Origin of the sequence: Streptomyces sp. NPDC127177, assembly GCF_042672475.1 — a bacterium.
Lineage (GTDB): Bacteria > Actinomycetota > Actinomycetes > Streptomycetales > Streptomycetaceae > Streptomyces.
Map to the genome: position 1 here is coordinate 14,945 of NZ_JBHXUW010000086.1, position 14,649 is coordinate 29,593.

The 14,649-nt window shown below is 68.6% G+C and carries 15 protein-coding genes, 1 tRNA gene and 1 riboswitch; of the genes, 6 read left to right on the forward strand and 10 right to left on the reverse strand.

Going from position 1 to position 14,649, the window contains the following annotated elements; genetic code table 11:
* Positions 1-29: 29 nt before the first annotated feature.
* Positions 30-899, reverse strand: a complete 870-nt coding sequence (locus tag ACFVJX_RS33660; RefSeq protein ID WP_384129930.1) for an ABC transporter permease — start codon at positions 897-899, stop codon at positions 30-32.
* Positions 892-1,692 carry an ABC transporter permease gene (locus tag ACFVJX_RS33665; RefSeq protein ID WP_384129928.1) on the reverse strand — a complete coding sequence of 267 codons (801 nt, stop codon included), beginning with the start codon at positions 1,690-1,692 and terminating at the stop codon, positions 892-894. Before ACFVJX_RS33665 ends, ACFVJX_RS33660 begins: the two co-directional genes overlap by 8 nt.
* Positions 1,693-1,860: 168 nt before the next feature.
* Between ACFVJX_RS33665 and ACFVJX_RS33670 the strand changes: the two genes are divergently transcribed.
* On the forward strand, positions 1,861-4,248 hold the full coding sequence (locus tag ACFVJX_RS33670; protein WP_384129926.1) for a transglycosylase domain-containing protein: 2,388 nt from the start codon (positions 1,861-1,863) through the stop codon (positions 4,246-4,248).
* 42 nt (positions 4,249-4,290) lie between these two features.
* Here ACFVJX_RS33670 and ACFVJX_RS33675 read toward each other — a convergent pair whose 3' ends face one another.
* The 3 genes from ACFVJX_RS33675 to ACFVJX_RS33685 all read right to left on the reverse strand — a co-directional run bounded on the left by ACFVJX_RS33675 (position 4,291) and on the right by ACFVJX_RS33685 (position 5,567).
* The gene (locus ACFVJX_RS33675) at positions 4,291-4,611 is read right to left on the reverse strand and encodes a multidrug efflux SMR transporter (RefSeq protein ID WP_018555875.1); all 321 of its coding nucleotides are present in this window, start codon (positions 4,609-4,611) and stop codon (positions 4,291-4,293) included.
* Between the two features lie 38 nt (positions 4,612-4,649).
* Positions 4,650-4,715: riboswitch (guanidine-III (ykkC-III) riboswitch) on the reverse strand.
* Positions 4,716-4,841: 126 nt separating this feature from the next.
* Positions 4,842-5,180 carry a GroES family chaperonin gene (locus ACFVJX_RS33680; RefSeq protein ID WP_384129923.1) on the reverse strand — a complete coding sequence of 113 codons (339 nt, stop codon included), beginning with the start codon at positions 5,178-5,180 and terminating at the stop codon, positions 4,842-4,844.
* A gap of 66 nt (positions 5,181-5,246) precedes the next feature.
* Positions 5,247-5,567 carry a DUF3618 domain-containing protein gene (locus ACFVJX_RS33685; protein WP_384129921.1) on the reverse strand — a complete coding sequence of 107 codons (321 nt, stop codon included), beginning with the start codon at positions 5,565-5,567 and terminating at the stop codon, positions 5,247-5,249.
* 127 nt (positions 5,568-5,694) lie between these two features.
* On the opposite strand from ACFVJX_RS33685, the gene bcp reads away from it, so the two are divergent.
* The 3 genes from bcp to ACFVJX_RS33700 all read left to right on the forward strand — a co-directional run bounded on the left by bcp (position 5,695) and on the right by ACFVJX_RS33700 (position 8,103).
* Positions 5,695-6,162, forward strand: a complete 468-nt coding sequence (gene bcp / locus ACFVJX_RS33690) for a thioredoxin-dependent thiol peroxidase (protein ID WP_384129919.1) — start codon at positions 5,695-5,697, stop codon at positions 6,160-6,162.
* A 154-nt stretch (positions 6,163-6,316) separates the two neighbouring features.
* The gene (proP, locus tag ACFVJX_RS33695) at positions 6,317-7,813 is read left to right on the forward strand and encodes a glycine betaine/L-proline transporter ProP (RefSeq protein ID WP_384129916.1); all 1,497 of its coding nucleotides are present in this window, start codon (positions 6,317-6,319) and stop codon (positions 7,811-7,813) included.
* Between the two features lie 215 nt (positions 7,814-8,028).
* Positions 8,029-8,103 (forward strand) — tRNA-Leu (locus tag ACFVJX_RS33700).
* Between the two features lie 47 nt (positions 8,104-8,150).
* Here the strand turns inward: ACFVJX_RS33700 and rdgB are convergent.
* The 4 genes from rdgB to ACFVJX_RS33720 form a co-directional block, all read right to left on the reverse strand.
* A complete protein-coding gene (gene rdgB, locus ACFVJX_RS33705) occupies positions 8,151-8,753 on the reverse strand; it encodes an RdgB/HAM1 family non-canonical purine NTP pyrophosphatase (RefSeq protein WP_384129915.1) in 603 nt (200 codons plus the stop codon).
* A 33-nt stretch (positions 8,754-8,786) separates the two neighbouring features.
* Positions 8,787-9,179 (reverse strand): hypothetical protein, encoded by a 393-nt coding sequence (locus tag ACFVJX_RS33710; protein WP_384129913.1) that lies wholly within the window; start codon positions 9,177-9,179, stop codon positions 8,787-8,789.
* 101 nt (positions 9,180-9,280) lie between these two features.
* Positions 9,281-10,018: a ribonuclease PH gene (gene rph, locus ACFVJX_RS33715; RefSeq protein WP_384129910.1), complete on the reverse strand. Its 738-nt coding sequence runs from the start codon at positions 10,016-10,018 to the stop codon at positions 9,281-9,283.
* Between the two features lie 143 nt (positions 10,019-10,161).
* Positions 10,162-10,395, reverse strand: a complete 234-nt coding sequence (locus ACFVJX_RS33720) for a glucose PTS transporter subunit EIIB (RefSeq protein ID WP_093708643.1) — start codon at positions 10,393-10,395, stop codon at positions 10,162-10,164.
* Positions 10,396-10,616: 221 nt separating this feature from the next.
* Here ACFVJX_RS33720 and ACFVJX_RS33725 point away from each other — a divergent pair, with 221 nt between their 5' ends.
* A complete protein-coding gene (locus ACFVJX_RS33725) occupies positions 10,617-11,927 on the forward strand; it encodes a PTS transporter subunit EIIC (RefSeq protein ID WP_384129908.1) in 1,311 nt (436 codons plus the stop codon).
* Between the two features lie 259 nt (positions 11,928-12,186).
* Positions 12,187-13,437: a PTS transporter subunit EIIC gene (locus tag ACFVJX_RS33730; protein ID WP_384129905.1), complete on the forward strand. Its 1,251-nt coding sequence runs from the start codon at positions 12,187-12,189 to the stop codon at positions 13,435-13,437.
* A gap of 118 nt (positions 13,438-13,555) precedes the next feature.
* Here ACFVJX_RS33730 and ACFVJX_RS33735 read toward each other — a convergent pair whose 3' ends face one another.
* Positions 13,556-14,308 carry an MBL fold metallo-hydrolase gene (locus ACFVJX_RS33735; RefSeq protein WP_384129904.1) on the reverse strand — a complete coding sequence of 251 codons (753 nt, stop codon included), beginning with the start codon at positions 14,306-14,308 and terminating at the stop codon, positions 13,556-13,558.
* Positions 14,309-14,649 lie beyond the last annotated feature (341 nt).

Consider the following 14,649-nt stretch of genomic DNA (forward strand, 5'->3'; position numbering starts at 1 on the left):
GTCCGATGCTCCGTCCCGCTCGATGTCCGTCAACTTCCCGTGCTCCGGTACGCCCGCAGCCCCGCGCGCCAGGCCAGGCCCGCGGCCGCCCAGCACACGACCGCGACCAGCGGCGGCAGGAACGCCACCCAGTGCGGCAGGCCCAGCGGATACTCCCGGCCCAGCACGTACAGGGCCGGCAGCCAGTTCACGAAGGCCAGCGGCACCACGAACGTCACCCCGCGCACCAGGTCCTTCGCGAAGACCGTCGGCGGGTACTGGAGCATCGTGCTCCCGCCGTACGTGAACGAGCTCTGCACCTCGGCTGCGTCCTGCGCGAAGAACTGGAACCCGGCCCCGGCCGCGAACACCGCCGCGAAGATCGCCGCCCCGCTCAGCAGCATCAGGGGCATCATCGCCACCTTCGACACCGTCCACTCGATGTCCAGGGTGAGCAGCGCGTAGCCGAGCACCAGCAGCCCCTGTGTGATCCGCCCCAGCCTGCGCAGCGCGAACCGGTCGGCAGCGACCTGCGCGAGCACCGGGACCGGCCGCACCAGCAGCGTGTCCAGCGTCCCGTCCCGCACCCGTCGGCCCAGCCGGTCCATCGAGCCCATCACCAGATCGGCGAGACCGAACGCCGTGCCGGAGGCCCCGTACAGCAGGGCGATCTCCGGCAGCGTGTATCCGCCCAACACGTCCACGTGCGAGAACATCAGCAGGATCGCGACGAAGTCGAACGCCGTCGCCACGAAGTTCCCCACAGCCGTCATCACGAACGACGCCCGGTAGGCCATCGTCGAGCGCAGCCACATCGCCGCGATCAGCCCGTACGCCCGCACCCCCTCGACCAGCCGCGACCTGGGACGGAACACCACGACGGGTGCCTCCGCCGCCACCGCGTCCACCACCTCAGCCACCCTGGACCACCACCCTTCGCGTCGCCGCCGACTGCAGGAGCCGCCCCGCGAGGAGCAGGGCCAGCGCCCATCCCGCCTGGAACCCGTACGCCCGCACCAGGCCCCAGCCCGTGTGCTTGCCGAGGAAGACATCCGCGGGCACCTGGAGCAGCGCCGACCACGGCAGCGCACGCGCCACCTCGCCCAGCAGCCCCGGGAAAAGGTTCAGCGGCAGCAGAAGTCCGGAGAAGAACATCCCCGCCAGGAAGGACATCTGGGCCGCACCCGCCCCGTCCATCAGCCAGAAAGCGGAGAGCGCGACCAGATAGCGGATCGCGAAACTGACCACGACCCCGAGCGCCACCGCGACGAGGAACGCCAGCCAGACCCCCGCCGAACCGGGCAGCGCGAGATCGAAGGCCAGCCCGCCCAGCAGCATCGGCACGATGCCGCGTCCCAGCAGATGAAAGGAGGCCCGGCCCAAGTCCCCCGCCAGCCACCACATTTGCAGATCGACCGGCCGGTAGAGGTCGACGGCGATATCGCCGTTGCGGATCCGCTCGATCAGCTCGTCCTCGAACCCGCCGCCCATCATGGCGCACGTCATGAGCAGCGCCTGCCCCAGCCACACGTACGTGAGGGCCTGCGACATGTCGTAACCACCGAGCTGCGGACGCTCGTCCCACAGCGCCACATACGTGTAGGCCATGATGAAACCGAAGACGGTGTTGGTGAACACCCCCGCAGCCGTCGCGATCCGGTACGTGGCGTAGCGCCGGAACCCGCCCGCCGCCACCACCGCATAGACCCGCACAGCACACCACCCCCCGGACTTGGGCATCCGCGCGTGGACACCAAAGCGCACGAGCCTAGTCCAGCCGGGGCAATCGCCGCGACCGCTTTTCGAAGGTCGATCCGATGGTTATTCCGTAGAAAAGTGCACTATGGGGGAACTGACCGCGGCCGAGGAGTCTGCACCGACATGAGCGACGAGCCACAGCAGGAGAGCGGGGACCCCGCGTCCCGGGGCTGGAGCCCCAGAGACCTGCCTGCCGGCGCTGCCGCCCCCGGAGACCGGGGCACCCCGGCCAGCGGACCCACCACCGGGGAGAGCGGGACGAAGCAGAGGAAGCCCAAACGCCCCAAGCGCAAGGGCTGGCGCCGCGCCGTCCCCACCTGGCGGATGGTCCTCGGCGCCGTCCTCCTCATCGCCCTGGTCCTGATCGGCGGCTTCATCGCCGGGTACCAGCTCGTCGACATCCCCTCGGCCAACGCCAGTGCCACCGCCCAGTCCAACGTCTACCTCTACAAGGACGGCAGCGTCATCGCCCGCGACGGCGAGGTGAACCGGGAGAACATCAGGCTCGCCCAGGTGCCCCGGACCGTCCAGCACGCGGTACTCGCCGCCGAGGACCGCGACTTCTACTCCGAACGCGCCGTCGACATCAAGGCGATGTTCCGGGCCGGCTGGAACACCCTCACCGGCAAGGGGAAGCAGGGCGGCTCGACCATCACCCAGCAGTACGTCAAGAACTACTACCTGGGCCAGGAACAGACCGTCGGCCGAAAGATCAAGGAATTCTTCATCGCGATCAAGCTGGGCCGCGAGGAATCCAAGAACAAGATCTTCGAGGGCTACCTCAACACCAGCTACTTCGGCCGCAACGCCTACGGCATCCAGGCCGCGGCCCAGGCGTACTACAGCAAGGACGCCGCCGACATCACCACCGCGGAAGGCGCCTACCTCGCCTCCCTGCTCAACGCCCCCAGCGCCTACGACGTCATCACGCACCCCGAGAACAAGGCCGCGGCCGTCGCCCGCTGGAACTACGTGCTCGACGGCATGGTCAAGGAGGGCTGGCTCACCGCCGGCCGGCGCGCCGCCATGGCCTTCCCGCCCCCGGGCCCGGTCAAGCCCGCCAACAGCCTCTCCGGCCAGCGCGGCTACATCGTCCAGGCCGTCGAGGACTACCTCGTCCGCAACGACATCCTCGACGAGAAGACCCTGGCGACCCGCGGCTACCGGATCACCACCACGCTGGAGAAGAAGAAACAGGACGCCCTGGTCGAAGCCGTCGACGACAACGTCATGTCCAAGACGAGCAAAGAGAACAAGGCCGACCGCAACGTACGTGTCGGCGGCGCCTCCATCGACCCCGCCACCGGGCGCGTCCTCGCCATGTACGGCGGCATCGACTACACGAAGCAGTACGTCAACAACGCGACCCGCACCGACTACCAGGTCGGCTCCACCTTCAAGCCGTTCGTCTTCACCTCGGCCGTCGCCAACGACTCCACCACGCAGGACGGCCGGCGCATCACCCCCAGCACCATCTACGACGGCACCAACAAGCGCATGGTCCAGGGCCCCGACGGACCCACCGGATACGACCCGTCCAACGAGGACGACGTCAGCTACGGACCCATCACCGTCAGCACCGCCACCGACAAGTCCGTCAACGCCGTCTACGCGCAGATGGCCGAGGACGTCGGACCCGGCAAGGTCCGCCAGACCGCCATCGACCTCGGCATCCCCAAGGACACCCCCGACCTCACCGCGTCCCCGTCGATCGCGCTCGGCCCCGCCACCGCCGGCGTCCTCGACATGGCCGAGGCGTACGCCACCCTCGCCAACCACGGCAAGCACGGCACCCACACCCTCGTCGACAAGATCACAAAGGACGGCGAAGCCGTCACGCTCCCCGGCCGCAGCACCAAACAGGCCGTCAGCCGCGAGGCCGCCGACACCACCACCTCGATCCTGCGGAGCGTCGTCGACGGCGGCACCGGCACCGCCGCCCAGGGCGCGGGCCGCCCCGCGGCGGGCAAGACCGGAACGGCCGAGGAGGACAAGGCGGCCTGGTTCGCCGGCTACACCCCGAACCTCGCCACCGTCATCGCCGTCATGGGCCAGGACCCCACCACCGGCGCGCAGAAGCCGCTCTACGGCGCACTCGGACTGCCCCGCATCAACGGCGGCGGCGCCCCCGCCGAGACCTGGGCCCAATACACCGGCGCGGCCCTGCGGGGCACCCCCGTCAAGAACTTCGACCTCGACGTGGAGAGCGGCACCGACGAAACGGAGCTGCCCAGCGACGAGAACACCGCACCCGGCAACACCGGGCAGCCGACCACCACACCCTCCAGGAGCACCCCGGGCAACCGCACCAGTGCCCCGCCCACCACACCGTCCTCCCCGGTCAGCACACCCGGCACCACCGAGCCTCCCACCGGCGGCACCGACACCGGTGGACGCACCGACGGCGGTACCGGGGGCGGGGACAACGGCGGAAACACGGACGGCGGCACCGGCACCGTGGGCGGCTTCCTCGAAGGGGCCCGCGGCACCCGCGCACCGGGCCGCCCGTAATACTCCGCCCGGGCGGGGCGGGCGGCCCAGCGGCTCGGCGGGTCAGTGACCGGACGTGGCCTTCAGCCCCACCACGGCCACCAGCAGCAGACACACGAAGAAGATCCGGGCCGCCGTCACCGGCTCGTGCAGGACCACCATGCCCAGCACCGCGGCACCCGCCGCGCCGATGCCCACCCACACGCCGTACGCCGTACCGATCGGCAGTGTCCGGGCGGCATGGGACAGCAGCAGCATGCTCGCCACGATCCCGAGACCCGTGAACACGCTCGGCCACAGCCGGGTGAACCCCTCGGTGTACTTCATCCCAATGGACCAGGCCACTTCCAGCAGACCCGCGACCACCAACAGAACCCAAGCCACGACAGCACCTCCGACGACGCGGAACACGCGAACAGAACGGTGCGTCGTCTTTGCGGAAGCCCGGTACGGCGCGTCTCGTCGGGGTCCCACCACCGTAGCAAAAGACAGGCAAAAGGCCTGGTGAAAACCGTCACCAGGCCTCGCTCACGGGCTCACGGGCTCACGGGCTCACGGGCTCACGGGCTCACGGGCTCACGGGCTCACGGGCTCACGGGCTCACGGGCTCACGACTAGAGATACAGCCCGGTCGAGTCCACCGAACCCTCGAAGCGGTCGGCGGCCACCGCATGCAGATCCCGCTCCCGCATCAGCACGTACGCCACTCCCCGCACCTCGACCTCGGCACGGTCCTCGGGGTCGTACAGCACCCGGTCGCCCGGCTCCACCGTCCGCACGTTCTGGCCCACCGCGACCACCACGGCCCACCCCAGCCGACGGCCCACCGCGGCCGTCGCCGGAATCAGAATGCCGCCGCCGGACCGCCGCTCGCCCTCGGACGAATCGGACCGGACCAGCACACGGTCGTGCAGCATCCGGATGGGCAGCTTGTCGTCCGCGTTCTCGCTCACGCCCCGCAACCTACCTGCCCGACCCGCCACCGCACGCCCGAGGGTGCGCCCCGCAACGCCGAGCCGCTACTTCCTGCGCCGCCGCACCGACACCGTGAGCAGACCCACGACGCCCACCGCGAGCAGCGCCGCCGGAATCACCCGCCCCAGCCGGGGCGCGCCGTCCTCCGTCACGAACTGGCCCCGCACGTCCGACACCGTCCGGTTCACCGCGACGAACGCCCGCCCGGCCGTCCGGTCCACGGCCTCGGCGGCCTTCGCCTTCGCGTCACCAACAATCGTCTTCGGGTGCACCCGCACCCCGATCTCGTCGAGCACCACCGCGAGCTGCTCGCGCCTGGTGATGATGTCCGCCTCGATCTGCGCAGGGCTCCTGGCATCCGACACCGCGCCGCCTCCGTGATCCTCGTCCGGTAAACCTTCATCGACAGTCTGTCAGCTCGACCGCCCCCGCACCCGGCGGCACCCCTATTACCCTCGGTCCCGTACACCCCACGTACCAACGAGGAGAACCATGAGCGAGCGACTCAAGCCCGGCGACACCGCCCCTGCCTTCACCCTCCCCGACGCCGACGGCAACGACATCGCGCTCGCCGACCACAAGGGCCGCAAAGTCATCGTCTACTTCTACCCGGCGGCTCTTACCCCCGGCTGCACCAAGCAGGCGTGCGACTTCACCGACAACCTCGACCTGCTGGCCGGCGCCGGATACGACGTCATCGGGGTCTCCCCCGACAAGCCCGAGAAGCTCGCCAAGTTCCGCGAGAAGGAGAACCTCAAGGTCACCCTCGTCGGCGACCCCGCCAAGGAGACCCTGGAGGCCTACGGCGCCTTCGGCGAGAAAAAGCTCTACGGCAAAACGGTGACAGGAGTGATCCGCTCCACGATCGTCGTCGACGAAGAGGGCAAGGTCGAGCAAGCCTTCTACAACGTCAAGGCCACCGGGCACGTCGCCAAGATCATCAAGGACCTCGGCATCTGACCCGGCCGGTCCGACCGGGAAGCGGCGGCCCGGCACTGGGCCGAATGACCGAAAAAATGTGATGGACATCCCAATCCTTCGCCGATTCGGTTTGCGACCGCCATGACCGCGCAGAAGCCTTCCCTGGAACACCCACCGAGGAAAGGACCCGGCCATGGCGGCCTCCGACCCGCATCAGGCGGCCGACCCCGAAGCGGTCAAACGCCATCCCGCCCTCTTCCGAGCCATCCGGAAGCGGCAGAACCCGAGGCTGCGCCGGACCGACATCACCGTCACGGACGACCAGGCCGTCAAGCGAGCCGTGAAGGCGGCCTCGCTGGGTAACGCCATGGAGTGGTTCGACTTCGGCATCTACTCCTACATGGCCGCCACGCTGGGCCACGTCTTCTTCCCGTCGGGGAGCGACACCACCCAGCTCCTCTCCTCCTTCGCCACCTTCGCCGTCGCCTTCCTCGTACGGCCCCTCGGTGGCATGTTCTTCGGCCCCATGGGCGACAAGGTCGGCCGTAAGAAGATCCTCGCCCTCACCATGATCATGATGGCGATCGGCACCTTCGCGATCGGCCTCATCCCCTCCCACGGCTCCATCGGCCTCTGGGCGCCGGTCCTGCTCATCTTCTTCCGGATGCTCCAGGGCTTCTCCACCGGCGGCGAGTACGGCGGCGCCTCCACGTTCATCGCCGAGTACGCACCGGACAAGCGCCGCGGCTACTACGGCAGCTTCCTGGAATTCGGCACGCTCGCCGGCTACGTCGGAGCCGCCGGCCTGGTCACCCTGCTCTACGCACTCCTCAACGACCCGCAGATGGAGTCCTGGGGCTGGCGCATCCCCTTCCTCGTCGCGGGACCGCTCGGCCTCGTGGGCCTCTACCTGCGGCTGCGCCTGGACGAGACGCCGGCCTTCCAGAAGCTGGAGGGCGGCACCGCACACGCCACCGAGGCGGCGGACGGCGTCGAGACCAGCGCCAAGGGCGACCTCGGCAAGATCTTCCGCGACTACTGGCCGACGCTGATCCTCTGCATCTGCCTGGTCGGCGCGTACAACATCACCGACTACATGCTGCTGTCGTACATGCCGACGTACCTCTCCGACGAGCTCGGCTACAGCGAGACCCACGGTCTGCTGATCCTGCTCGCCGTCATGGTCTTCCTGATGCTGATCATCAGCCAGGTCGGCAAGCTCTCCGACCGCTTCGGCCGCAAACCGCTCCTCATGACCGGCATGCTCGGCTTCCTGATCTTCTCCCTGCCCGCCTTCCTGCTCATCCGGCAGGGAAGCATTCCGGCCATCACGATCGGCATGCTGCTGCTGGGCCTGTCCCTGGTCTGCATGCTCGGCACGATGTCCGCCGCCCTCCCGGCCCTGTTCCCCACCCAGGTCCGCTACGGCTCCCTGTCGGTGGGCTACAACCTGTCGGCGTCGATCTTCGGCGGTACGACCCCGTTCGTCATCACCGCCCTCATCAGCGTCTCGGGCACCAACCTGATGCCGGCGTACTACGCGATGGGCGCGGCCGTGGTCGGCGTCATCGCCGTGGCCTGCATGAAGGAGACGGCCAACAAGCCGCTGGACGGATCGCCGCCCTCGGTGGAGACGAGCGAGGAGGCGGAGGAACTGGTGCACGCCCAGTCGCCGGACCCGAAGTTCTGAGTCCGCGCCTTCCGGGGATGGCCCGCTTCGTTTCAGCCGACGCCGAAACGGGCGGGTCGTTCCGTATCTTGATCTTGTCGAACGCGGCAATGGAGGCGGGTGGCAGGATCAGCCCCTTCCTGCGCTGTCCCTGCCCTTCATGCCACAGCCGAACGGCTACGTTCTCCGATCGCACCCACCCGGTTTCCCCGAGGCGGTAAGCTTGTCGTCGACGTGCGCCCGCACGCCAACTGGTTTGAGCGGCGGCCTTTAGGTGGCCGTGTATGTCGGTTCGAATCCGACCGGGCGTACCGAAACCGAGATGCCCGGCCTCTTCACGGGGCCGGGCATCTCCGTGTCACCCCACCAACTCCCGCACCACCGGCACCAGCGCCCGGAACGCCTTGCCGCGGTGGCTGATCGCGTTCTTCTCCGCCGGGGTCAGTTCGGCGCAGGTACGGGTCTCGCCCTCCGGCTGGAGGATCGGGTCGTAGCCGAAGCCGCCCGTGCCCGACGGGGTGTGGCGCAGGGTGCCGAGCAGGTGGCCCTCGACCACGCGTTCCGTGCCGTCCGGGAGTGCGAGGGCGGCGGCGCAGGCGAAGTGGGCGGCGCGGTGGGGGGCGTCGATGTCGGAGAGCTGGGCCAGGAGCAGGTCGAGGTTGGCCCGGTCGTTGCCGTGGGTGCCGGCCCAGCGGGCGGAGAAGATGCCGGGGGCGCCGCCGAGGACGTCGACGCAGAGGCCCGAGTCGTCGGCGATGGCCGGGTGGCCGGTTGCCCGGGCCAGGGCGTGGGCCTTGAGGAGGGCGTTCTCGGCGAAGGTGACGCCGGTCTCCTTGACGTCGGGGATCTCGGGGTACGCGTCCGCGCCGACGAGTTCGTGGGTGAGGCCTGCGTCGGCGAGGATCGCGTGGAGTTCGGTGATCTTCCCGGCGTTGCGGGTGGCGAGGATGAGGCGGGTCATGGCTCGATTATCGCCGCCTCCCGGCAGCCCGGATCACGAGGTGCAGACCTTGCCGATCTCCTTGGCCGCGTCGGTGACCGGGGTGATGTCGGGGGTGTCGTCGCCCTTGTCGATGGAGTCGCGGACGTTGCCGACTCCGGTCCGGAGGTCGTCGACCGCCTTGCCGAGGTCGGCGTTGTCGGTCTTGTCGCCGAGGTTGCCGAGTTCCTCCTCGATGTCGTCGAGGGCTTCGGATGCCTGGCTGGGGTCGCTGGAGGCGTTGGCGACGGCCTGTTGGAGGTTGTCGACGCTGGTGGCGATGGCATCGGCGGTGCGGACGCAGTCGAGTGTCTTGTCGAGCGCGCCGCAGCCGGCTGCGGCGGTGACGGTGAGCAGTGCGGTGGCGATGGCCAGTGCGGTGCGGTGGCGTCGGTGTCGCGCGGCCATGGTGTAGCCCCTCCCCGGGTGCGGATACGCGGACGGGCGCACGGTTCGATCCGTGCGCCCGTATGCGTATCGACGCCGGGGGGCCGGTACTTGGTTGCTTTCTACTCGCCGATGATGCGGGCGAGGGCGTCGTTCTGGAGCGCGGCGAGGTCGACGCAGCCGGCGGTGGCGAGGTCGAGGAGGGCGCCCAGCTCCTTGCGGTCGAAGGGCTCGGCCTCGGCGGTGCCCTGGACCTCGACGAAGCGGCCGTCGCCGGTGCAGACGACGTTCATGTCGGTGTCGGCGCGGACGTCCTCCTCGTAGCAGAGGTCGAGGAGGGGGGTGCCGTCGACGATGCCGACGCTGATGGCGGCGACGGTGTCGGTCAGCGGCTTGCGGCCGTGCTTGATGATCTTCTTGCCCTGGGCCCAGCCGATGGCGTCGGCGAGGGCGACGTAGGCGCCGGTGATGGCGGCGGTGCGGGTGCCGCCGTCGGCCTGGAGGACGTCGCAGTCCAGGACGACGGTGTTCTCGCCGAGGGCCTTGTAGTCGATGACGGCGCGCAGCGAGCGGCCGATGAGGCGGCTGATCTCGTGGGTGCGGCCGCCGATCTTGCCGCGTACGGACTCACGGTCGCCGCGGGTGTTGGTGGAGCGGGGCAGCATGGAGTACTCGGCGGTGACCCAGCCTTCGCCGCTGCCCTTGCGCCAGCGCGGGACGCCTTCGGTGACGGAGGCGGTGCAGAAGACTTTGGTGTCGCCGAAGGAGATGAGTACGGATCCTTCGGCGTGCTTGCTCCATCCGCGTTCGATGGTGACGGGGCGGAGCTGGTCGGGGGTGCGGCCGTCGATACGAGACATGGCGTCGACTTTATCGGGTGCGGGGCGTGGGCCGTTCCGGCGCGGTGGGGTCGGTGGCGGCCGGGTACGCCGCAGGCCCCGTCCGGGTGGGGCGGGGCCTGCGGGGTGCCGGGCCGGTCGGCCCGTACGGGTTCAGCGGTGGGTCACATCATGTCTTCGATGTCGGCGGCGATGGGGTCCGCGTCGGTGCCGATGACGACCTGGATCGCGGTGCCCATCTTGACGACGCCGTGGGCGCCGGCGGCCTTGAGCGCGGCTTCGTCGACCTTGCCCGGGTCGATGACCTCGGTGCGGAGGCGGGTGATGCAGCCTTCGACCTCTTCGATGTTCTCGATTCCGCCGAGCCCGGCGACGATCTTCTCAGCCTTGCTGGCCATGGCCTTCTCCCTGTTATCCACGTACATGTGACGGCCCACCATGGGTCCGTTTCGTCACGGTAACGCACGGTTGGCCCAACTTCGCGAGCGAGCTGCCGAACCATCACCAATGATGACGATCACCGGCGCCCTGTCTTCCGGGCGGGCTCCGCACCGTACCGCAACTGGTCTACACCATTGTGCAACGACCCTCGATTGTGCCGTGTTCCGGGAGGACGCCGATGAGCTCGACCAGCGCAGCGATCCCACAGAAGCGGTGGTGGAACGGCCTCTTCCAGGGCCTCCAGAAGATGGGGCGCAGCCTCCAGCTCCCGATCGCCGTGCTGCCGGCGGCGGGCATCCTCAACCGGCTCGGTCAGCCGGACGTATTCGGTGACGACGGTCTGGGCTGGACCAATATCGCCAAGGTGTTCGCGGCCGCCGGTGGGGCGCTGCTCGACTCGGGGCTCGGCCTTCCGCTGCTGTTCTGTGTCGGCGTCGCGATCGGCATGGCGAAGAAGGCGGACGGTTCGACGGCGCTGGCGGCCGTGACCGGTTTCCTCGTCTACTACGCGGTGCTGCACGCCTTTCCGGTGGACTGCGGGGCCGGTTCGACGTTCGTTTCGGGCGGGACCTGGTTCGGTACGTGCGTCTCCGGCGACGCGGAGGTGACGGCGGCCGCGTACCAGAACCCCGGGGTGTTCGGCGGCATCGTGATGGGTCTGATGTCGGCCTGGTTCTGGCAGCGGTTCCACCGGGTGAAGCTGGTGGACTGGCTGGGCTTCTTCAACGGCCGGCGACTCGTCCCGATCATCATGGCGTTCGTCGCCCTGCTCTTCGCGGCGCTGTGCGCGTGGCTGTGGCAGCCGATCGGTGACGGCCTGACGAGCTTCTCGAAGTGGCTGGTGGACCTGGACTGGCTGGGGTCGGGCATCTTCGGTGTGGCCAACCGCGCCTTGCTGGTGATCGGCATGCACCAGTTCCTGAACACGTTCGTCTGGTTCCAGTTCGGCGACTTCACCAAACCGGACGGGACGGTCGTGCACGGTGACATCAACCGCTTCCTGGCGGGCGACCCGACGGCCGGTCAGTTCACCACCGGTTTCTTCCCGATCATGATGTTCGCGCTGCCCGCCGCGGCACTGGCGATCTACCACTGCGCGAAGCCGCATCGCCGCAAGGCGGTCGGCGGCATGATGGTCTCGGTCGGTCTGACGTCGTTCGTGACGGGAATCACGGAGCCGATCGAGTACTCGTTCCTCTTCGTCGCGCCCATCCTGTACGCGATCCACGCGGTACTGACGGGTGTGTCGATGGCGCTGACGTGGGCGCTCGGAGTGAAGGACGGCTTCAGCTTCTCGGCGGGCCTGATCGACTACGTCATCAACTGGAGTCTGGCCACCAAACCCTGGCTGATCATTCCGATCGGCCTGGGCTTCGCCGTGGTGTACTACGCGATCTTCCGGTTCGCGATCACCAGGTTCAACCTCCAGACCCCGGGCCGGGAGCCCGACGAGGTGGAGGAAGAGATCGAGAGCAACCTGACGAAGTAGCCGCTGAGCGGGGGTTGTACCCCCTGCGGCCAAGGCCCTCGGACCACTCGGTCCGGGGGTCTTCGTCATGTCACCGTGCGTACGTGATGGCTACTGCGAAGTAGTCGGGAATCGCAGGTTCCTTATCCAACCCTCACCGTGCTAAAACTGGTCTACACCACTCAGTGGTCCAGACCACGTGGCATTCTGCCACGTTCCTAGGGTCGTCGCCCACCACAAACCCTGTCCCTGGCGGCGCCTTGCCTACTGGAGGAAGTTGATGAGTACGGCCACCGCCACGGCGGCCCCCGCGAAGAAGCGGGGCTCCGGCCTGTTCCAGGGCCTGCAGAAGGTGGGACGCAGCCTCCAGCTGCCGATCGCCGTGCTGCCGGCCGCGGGCATTCTGCTCCGTCTCGGCCAGCCCGACGTCTTCGGTGACGACGGTCTCGGCTGGCACAAGGTCGCCTCCGTGTTCGCCACCGCGGGCAGCGCGGTCTTCGACAACCTGCCGCTGCTCTTCTGCATCGGCGTGGCCATCGGGTTCGCGAAGAAGTCGGACGGCTCGACCGCTCTCGCCGGTCTCGTCGGCTTCCTGGTCTACAGCAACGTCCTCAAGGCCTTCCCGATCACCGAAGTCGTGATCCAGAAGGGCGAGGACACCGCCGCGACGTACAACAACCCCGGTGTGCTCGGCGGCATCCTGATGGGTCTCGTCACGGCGATCCTGTGGCAGAAGTTCCACCGCACCAAGCTGGTCGACTGGCTGGGCTTCTTCAACGGCCGCCGTCTCGTCCCGATCATCATGGCCTTCGTCGGCGTGATCTTCGGTGTCTTCTTCGGTCTGGTCTGGGAGCCCATCGGTGAGGGCATATCCAACTTCGGCGAGTGGATGACCGGTCTCGGTTCCTTCGGCGCCGGACTCTTCGGCCTGATCAACCGCGCGCTGATCCCGGTGGGCATGCACCAGTTCGTGAACACGGTCTCGTGGTTCCAGCTGGGTGACTTCACCGACGCCACGGGCGCCGTCGTGCACGGTGACCTGAACCGCTTCTTCGCCGGCGACCCGACCTCGGGTCAGTTCATGTCGGGCTTCTTCCCGATCATGATGTTCGGCCTCCCGGCCGCCGCCATCGCCATCGCGCACTCCGCTCGCCCGGAGCGCCGCAAGGCCGTGATGGGCATGATGGTCTCCCTCGCGCTGACCTCGTTCGTCACCGGTGTGACCGAGCCGATCGAGTTCTCGTTCATGTTCATCGCGCCGCTGCTCTACGCGATCCACGCGGTCCTGACCGCCATCTCGATGGCCGTCACCTGGGCGCTGGGCGTGCACGCCGGGTTCACCTTCTCGGCGGGCTTCATCGACTACGCGCTGAACTGGAACCTGGCGACGAAGCCGTGGCTGATCATCCCGATCGGGCTCGTCTTCGCGGTCATCTACTACGTGGTGTTCCGCTTCGCCATCACGAAGTTCAACCTCACCACCCCGGGCCGTGAGCCCGAGGAGGAGGTCGAGGACCTGACGAAGGCGTAGCCGTCGCCGTCGTCGGCCCGCCGTCAGGCATTCATGGCGCTCATGGCGCTCATGACCGAGGCCCTCACCTTCCCGGGCGGAAGGTGAGGGCCTCGTCGTACGCGCGGGAGCAGGGGCGCTAGATCTCGTAGACGGCGCCCGGGGCGGCCAGCTCGACCGGGCCGTCGAAGACCTCGCGGGCGTCGGACAGATTGCGTGCGGCGTCGGTCCACGGCGGGATGTGGGTGAGCACCAGGCGCCCCACCTCGGCACGGGCGGCCAGCTGGCCCGCCTCACGGCCGTTGAGGTGGAGGTCCGGGATGTCCTCCTTGCCGTGCACGAACGACGCCTCGCAGAGGAAGAGGTCGGCGCCCTCGGCCAGCTCGTCCAGGGCCTCGCAGGTGCCGGTGTCGCCGGAGTACGTGAGCGAGCTGCCACCGTGCTCGACACGGATGCCGAACGTCTCGACGGGGTGGCAGAGCTTCTCCGTACGCACCGAGAAGGGGCCGATCTCGAACGAGCCGGACTTCAGCGTGTGGAAGTCGAAGACCTCGCCCATCGCATGGTCGGACGGGGTGTCGGCGTGGGCGGTGGTGAGCCGCTGCTCCGTGCCGTCGGGGCCGTAGACCGGGATGGGGGCCGGGCGTCCGCCCTCGTGCGGGTAGTAGCGGACGACGAAGTACGCGCACATGTCGATGCAGTGGTCGGCATGGAGATGGCTGAGGAAGATGGCGTCGAGGTCGTAGAGACCGACGTGGCGCTGCAACTCGCCGAGGGCGCCGTTGCCCATGTCGAGGAGCAGCCTGAAGCCGTCGGCCTCTACGAGGTAGCTCGAGCATGCCGATCCCGCGGACGGGAACGAGCCGGAGCATCCGACGACGGTGAGCTTCATGGAGCGTGAACCTCCGAGACGTGGGAACGGGGAGGGTTCGTGCGGTTCGTTGAGCGTTTGTTGAGCGTAAGGCGCGAAAGAGCGCGTCGCTCCTTCGAGGCGGGCCGTTGTGGGGGAACTCACCTGTGCTGTCACCGGTTCGATGGAAGCGGGGCGCCCCTGGGGGCGCGGCTGGGGGGTGCGGCTGCGGCGGGCCTGTTCCCCGCCCCTCCCCGCCGCTTCCCGTCGCTTCCCACCGCTTCCCGTAACCGGGGCTCCGCCCCGGCCCCCGCGCCTCAAACGCCGGCGAGGCTGAGTTCTTTCAAGCCCCTCCGGCGATTGAGGAGCGGGGGTACGGGGGC

What these genes read in the sequence shown, in the direction of transcription:
- ACFVJX_RS33670 (WP_384129926.1), top strand. Translation starts at nt 1,861, where the DNA reads ATGAGCGACGAGCCACAGCAGGAGAGCGGGGACCCCGCGTCCCGGGGC.
- bcp (WP_384129919.1), top strand. Translation starts at nt 5,695, where the DNA reads ATGAGCGAGCGACTCAAGCCCGGCGACACCGCCCCTGCCTTCACCCTC.
- proP (WP_384129916.1), top strand. Translation starts at nt 6,317, where the DNA reads ATGGCGGCCTCCGACCCGCATCAGGCGGCCGACCCCGAAGCGGTCAAA.
- rdgB (WP_384129915.1), bottom strand. Translation starts at nt 8,753, where the DNA reads ATGACCCGCCTCATCCTCGCCACCCGCAACGCCGGGAAGATCACCGAA.
- ACFVJX_RS33710 (WP_384129913.1), bottom strand. Translation starts at nt 9,179, where the DNA reads ATGGCCGCGCGACACCGACGCCACCGCACCGCACTGGCCATCGCCACC.
- rph (WP_384129910.1), bottom strand. Translation starts at nt 10,018, where the DNA reads ATGTCTCGTATCGACGGCCGCACCCCCGACCAGCTCCGCCCCGTCACC.
- ACFVJX_RS33720 (WP_093708643.1), bottom strand. Translation starts at nt 10,395, where the DNA reads ATGGCCAGCAAGGCTGAGAAGATCGTCGCCGGGCTCGGCGGAATCGAG.
- ACFVJX_RS33725 (WP_384129908.1), top strand. Translation starts at nt 10,617, where the DNA reads ATGAGCTCGACCAGCGCAGCGATCCCACAGAAGCGGTGGTGGAACGGC.
- ACFVJX_RS33730 (WP_384129905.1), top strand. Translation starts at nt 12,187, where the DNA reads ATGAGTACGGCCACCGCCACGGCGGCCCCCGCGAAGAAGCGGGGCTCC.
- ACFVJX_RS33735 (WP_384129904.1), bottom strand. Translation starts at nt 14,308, where the DNA reads ATGAAGCTCACCGTCGTCGGATGCTCCGGCTCGTTCCCGTCCGCGGGA.